This window comes from Streptomyces sp. NPDC086077, assembly GCF_040686175.1.
Taxonomy (GTDB): domain Bacteria; phylum Actinomycetota; class Actinomycetes; order Streptomycetales; family Streptomycetaceae; genus Streptomyces.
The window spans coordinates 1-4,047 of the sequence record NZ_JBFBJT010000281.1 but is presented as its reverse complement, the minus strand read 5'-3'; the positions used below and the strand labels follow the sequence as shown (position 1 = coordinate 4,047).

The following is a 4,047-nucleotide window of genomic DNA, read 5'->3' as shown; positions in this document are numbered from 1 at the left end:
GGCCGTCGACACGATCATCAACCAGCGTGACAACTGGCGTACCGGCGACCCGAACAAGCAGGTCCGCTGCATCTACGTCGCCATCGGCCAGAAGGGCTCCACCATCGCGTCGGTCCGCCGCGCGCTGGAGGAGAACGGCGCGCTGGAGTACACGACCATCGTCGCCGCCCCGGCGTCCGACCCGGCCGGCTTCAAGTACCTGGCGCCGTACACCGGTTCGGCCATCGGCCAGCAGTGGATGTACGAGGGCAAGCACGTCCTCATCATCTTCGACGACCTGTCGAAGCAGGCCGACGCCTACCGTGCCGTCTCCCTGCTGCTGCGCCGCCCGCCGGGCCGTGAGGCCTACCCGGGTGACGTCTTCTACCTGCACTCCCGCCTGCTGGAGCGCTGCGCGAAGCTCTCCGACGAGATGGGTGCCGGCTCGATGACCGGTCTGCCGATCGTCGAGACCAAGGCCAACGACGTCTCGGCGTTCATCCCGACCAACGTCATCTCCATCACCGACGGCCAGTGCTTCCTGGAGTCGGACCTGTTCAACGCCGGTCAGCGCCCCGCGCTGAACGTCGGTATCTCCGTCTCCCGAGTCGGTGGTTCCGCGCAGCACAAGGCGATGAAGCAGGTCTCCGGCCGTCTGCGCGTCGACCTGGCCCAGTTCCGTGAGCTGGAGGCGTTCGCCGCCTTCGGTTCCGACCTGGACGCCGCGTCGAAGTCGCAGCTGGAGCGTGGTCAGCGCATGGTCGAGCTGCTGAAGCAGGCTCAGTACCAGCCGATGTCCACCGAGGACCAGGTCGTCTCCGTCTGGGCCGGCACCACCGGCAAGATGGACGAGGTGCCGGTCGCCGACGTCCGCCGCTTCGAGAGGGAGCTCCTGGAGTACCTGCACCGCAAGGAGCAGGGCCTCATGACCTCCATCAAGGAGGGCGGCAAGATGTCGGACGACACCCTCACGGCCGTCGCCGACGCCATCGCCGAGTTCAAGAAGCAGTTCGAGACCTCGGACGGCAAGCTGCTCGGCGAGGACGCTCCGTCCACCGCCAAGTGACGTAAGGAAGGGACCTGACTCATGGGAGCCCAGCTCCGGGTCTACAAGCGTCGCATCCGATCCGTCACCGCGACCAAGAAGATCACCAAGGCGATGGAGATGATCGCCGCCTCGCGCGTCGTCAAGGCGCAGCGCAAGGTGGCGGCCTCCACGCCGTACGCGCAGGAACTGACCCGCGCGGTCACGGCGGTCGGTACCGGGTCGAACACCAAGCACCCGCTGACCACCCAGGCCGAGACGGTCACGCGGTCCGCTGTGCTCCTGCTGACCAGCGACCGGGGTCTGGCCGGTGCGTTCAACTCCAACGCCATCAAGGCGGCGGAGCAGCTCACCGAGCGGCTGGAGCGCGAGGGCAAGCAGGTCGACACGTACATCGTCGGCCGGCGCGGTGTCGCCCACTACAACTTCCGTGAGCGCACGATCGCGGAGTCGTGGAGCGGCTTCACCGACGAGCCCTCGTACGCGGACGCCAAGAAGGTCGCGGCTCCGCTGATCGAGGCCATCGAGAAGGAGACGGCGGACGGCGGCGTGGATGAACTCCACATCGTCTTCACCGAGTTCGTCTCGATGATGACGCAGAACGCGCAGGACGCGCGTCTGCTGCCGCTCAGCCTCGAGGAGGTCGCGGCGGAGGCCAAACCCAAGGGCGAGATTCTCCCGCTGTACGACTTCGAGCCGTCGGCGGAGGACGTCCTGGACGCCCTGCTTCCGCGGTACGTCGAGAGCCGGATCTACAACGCGCTGCTCCAGTCGGCGGCTTCCAAGCACGCCGCCACCCGGCGCGCGATGAAGTCGGCCACCGACAACGCGGGTGAGCTGATCAACACGCTCTCCCGTCTTGCCAACGCGGCCCGCCAGGCCGAAATCACCCAGGAAATCAGCGAGATCGTCGGTGGCGCGAGCGCCCTGGCCGACGCGACCGCGGGGAGTGACAACTAATGACCACCACTGTTGAGACGGCCACGGCGACGGGCCGCGTCGCGCGGGTCATCGGCCCGGTCGTCGACGTGGAGTTCCCCGTCGACGCGATGCCGGAGATCTACAACGCGCTGCACGTCGAGGTGGCCGACCCGGCCAACGCCGGCGAGAAGAAGACGCTGACCCTGGAGGTCGCCCAGCACCTGGGTGACGGCCTGGTCCGCACCATCTCCATGCAGCCCACCGACGGTCTGGTCCGCCAGGCCGTGGTGACCGACACCGGCACGGGCATCACCGTCCCGGTCGGTGACTTCACCAAGGGCAAGGTGTTCAACACCCTCGGTGAGGTGCTGAACGTCGACGAGTCCTACGACGGTGAGCGCTGGTCCATCCACCGCAAGGCCCCGCGCTTCGACGAGCTCGAGTCGAAGACCGAGATGTTCGAGACCGGCGTCAAGGTCATCGACCTTCTCACCCCGTACGTCAAGGGTGGAAAGATCGGTCTGTTCGGTGGCGCCGGCGTCGGCAAGACCGTGCTCATCCAGGAGATGATCTACCGCGTCGCCAACAACCACGACGGTGTCTCCGTGTTCGCCGGTGTCGGTGAGCGCACCCGTGAGGGCAACGACCTCATCGAGGAGATGTCGGAGTCGGGCGTCATCGACAAGACCGCGCTGGTCTTCGGTCAGATGGACGAGCCCCCGGGCACCCGTCTGCGCGTGGCCCTGGCCGGTCTGACCATGGCGGAGTACTTCCGTGATGTGCAGAAGCAGGACGTGCTGTTCTTCATCGACAACATCTTCCGCTTCACGCAGGCCGGTTCCGAGGTCTCGACCCTGCTCGGCCGTATGCCCTCCGCGGTGGGTTACCAGCCGAACCTGGCCGACGAGATGGGTCTCCTCCAGGAGCGCATCACCTCGACCCGTGGTCACTCGATCACCTCGATGCAGGCGATCTACGTCCCCGCGGACGACCTGACCGACCCGGCCCCGGCCACCACCTTCGCCCACCTCGACGCGACGACGGTTCTGTCCCGTCCGATCTCGGAGAAGGGCATCTACCCGGCCGTGGACCCGCTGGACTCCACGTCCCGCATCCTGGACCCGCGGTACATCGCGCAGGACCACTACGACGCCGCCATGCGTGTCAAGAACATCCTGCAGAAGTACAAGGACCTCCAGGACATCATCGCGATCCTCGGTATCGACGAGCTCGGCGAGGAGGACAAGCTGGTCGTCCACCGTGCCCGTCGCGTGGAGCGCTTCCTGTCCCAGAACACCCACGTCGCCAAGCAGTTCACCGGTGTGGACGGCTCGGACGTGCCGCTGGAGGAGTCGATCGCGGCGTTCAACGCGATCTGCGACGGTGAGTACGACCACTTCCCCGAGCAGGCCTTCTTCATGTGCGGTGGTCTTGAGGACCTGAAGAAGAACGCGAAGGAGCTGGGCGTCTCCTGACCCGGGCCTCGTGCTCGTGTCGTGAGGGGGCGGGGTCGTCCCGCCCCCTCTGCCACGCCTATTAGACTTGTAACCAACACCCGGCAGAACCGCCGGGTGGTGACCCGAGGAGCCACCCTTGGCTGCTGAGCTGCACGTCGAGCTGGTCGCTGCCGACCGCCAGGTCTGGTCCGGCGAGGCCACCCTGGTCGTCGCGCGCACCACGTCCGGCGACATCGGCGTCATGCCCGGTCACCAGCCGCTGCTCGGTGTGCTGGAGTCGGGCCCGGTGACCATCCGTACGAGTGATGGTGGAACGGTCGTCGCCGCGGTGCACGGCGGTTTCGTCTCGTTCGCGGACAACAAGCTGTCGTTGCTGGCGGAGGTCGCCGAGCTGGCCGACGAGATCGATGTCAAGCGCGTCGAGCAGGAACTGGAGCGTGCGAAGGCGGAGGACGACGCCGAGGCCAAGCGCCGCGCGGACGTCCGGCTTCGCGCGGCGACGGCGGCGCGTTGACCCAGCAAGCCGTGCGATGACGTCACTCAGCCGCGGTCGGCATCGTGGGCGCCGCGGCCGCGGTCGCCAACGCCGTCTGGCACGCGACCGGCGTACGCCACCGCAACCTGCCCATCCGGCCCGACCGCGTC

General features: G+C 67.3%; 4 protein-coding genes. All 4 read left to right on the top strand.

The features are described from left to right. Nucleotides 1-1,045, top strand: a 1,045-nt coding sequence (gene atpA, locus AB0O67_RS36815) for a F0F1 ATP synthase subunit alpha (RefSeq protein WP_365460313.1), incomplete at its 5' end; no start/stop codon positions are given. A 21-nt stretch (nucleotides 1,046-1,066) separates the two neighbouring features. Then, a complete protein-coding gene (locus AB0O67_RS36810; protein WP_365460310.1) occupies nucleotides 1,067-1,984 on the top strand; it encodes a F0F1 ATP synthase subunit gamma in 918 nt (305 codons plus the stop codon). Continuing rightward, complete coding sequence (atpD, locus tag AB0O67_RS36805; protein ID WP_365460307.1) at nucleotides 1,984-3,420, top strand: F0F1 ATP synthase subunit beta; 1,437 nt, start codon at nucleotides 1,984-1,986, stop codon at nucleotides 3,418-3,420. The genes AB0O67_RS36810 and atpD overlap by 1 nt, the downstream gene beginning before the upstream one ends. Before the next feature lie 118 nt (nucleotides 3,421-3,538). After that, the gene (locus tag AB0O67_RS36800) at nucleotides 3,539-3,916 is read left to right on the top strand and encodes a F0F1 ATP synthase subunit epsilon (RefSeq protein ID WP_365460304.1); all 378 of its coding nucleotides are present in this window, start codon (nucleotides 3,539-3,541) and stop codon (nucleotides 3,914-3,916) included. Nucleotides 3,917-4,047 lie beyond the last annotated feature (131 nt).